Source organism: Gilvimarinus sp. 1_MG-2023 (assembly GCF_030548285.1).
Genome location: NZ_JAUOSC010000324.1, coordinates 1 through 374, shown reverse-complemented (window position 1 = coordinate 374; position 374 = coordinate 1). Strand labels below are relative to the sequence as shown.

Sequence of the window (374 nt, the reverse complement as noted above, 5' to 3'; positions counted from 1 at the left end):
CTCCAACACGTGCTGACGCTGGACATCGTCATAACACAAAAAGGTTTCCACATTGGGAATCAATGGCTCTTCACCCAGATAATACTTGATGATAGCTGGAACAAAGGCATACACCACCTTGTCATCCGCCACACCGGCGCCCGGTGCATTCGCCAAGGCGACATTACCGGCACGCCAGGCACGCATCAGACCAGGAACACCCAGCGTTGAATCGGGGTGGAACACTTCCGGATCGAGGAACAAATCATCGATACGGCGATAGATCACGTCGACCCGTTCCAGACCGGCGATGGTTTTCATGTAGACGCAGTCGTCTTCAGTCACCATCAGGTCACTGCCTTCAACCAGCTCGGCACCCATGCGCTGTGCCAGAA

Annotated in this window: 1 protein-coding gene; it reads right to left on the bottom strand. The window is 54.5% G+C overall.

What is annotated here, in order from left to right; all coding sequences use genetic code 11:
- Positions 1-374 (bottom strand): circularly permuted type 2 ATP-grasp protein (locus Q4563_RS17005; RefSeq protein ID WP_303605330.1); only part of this gene is annotated, 374 nt, incomplete at both ends.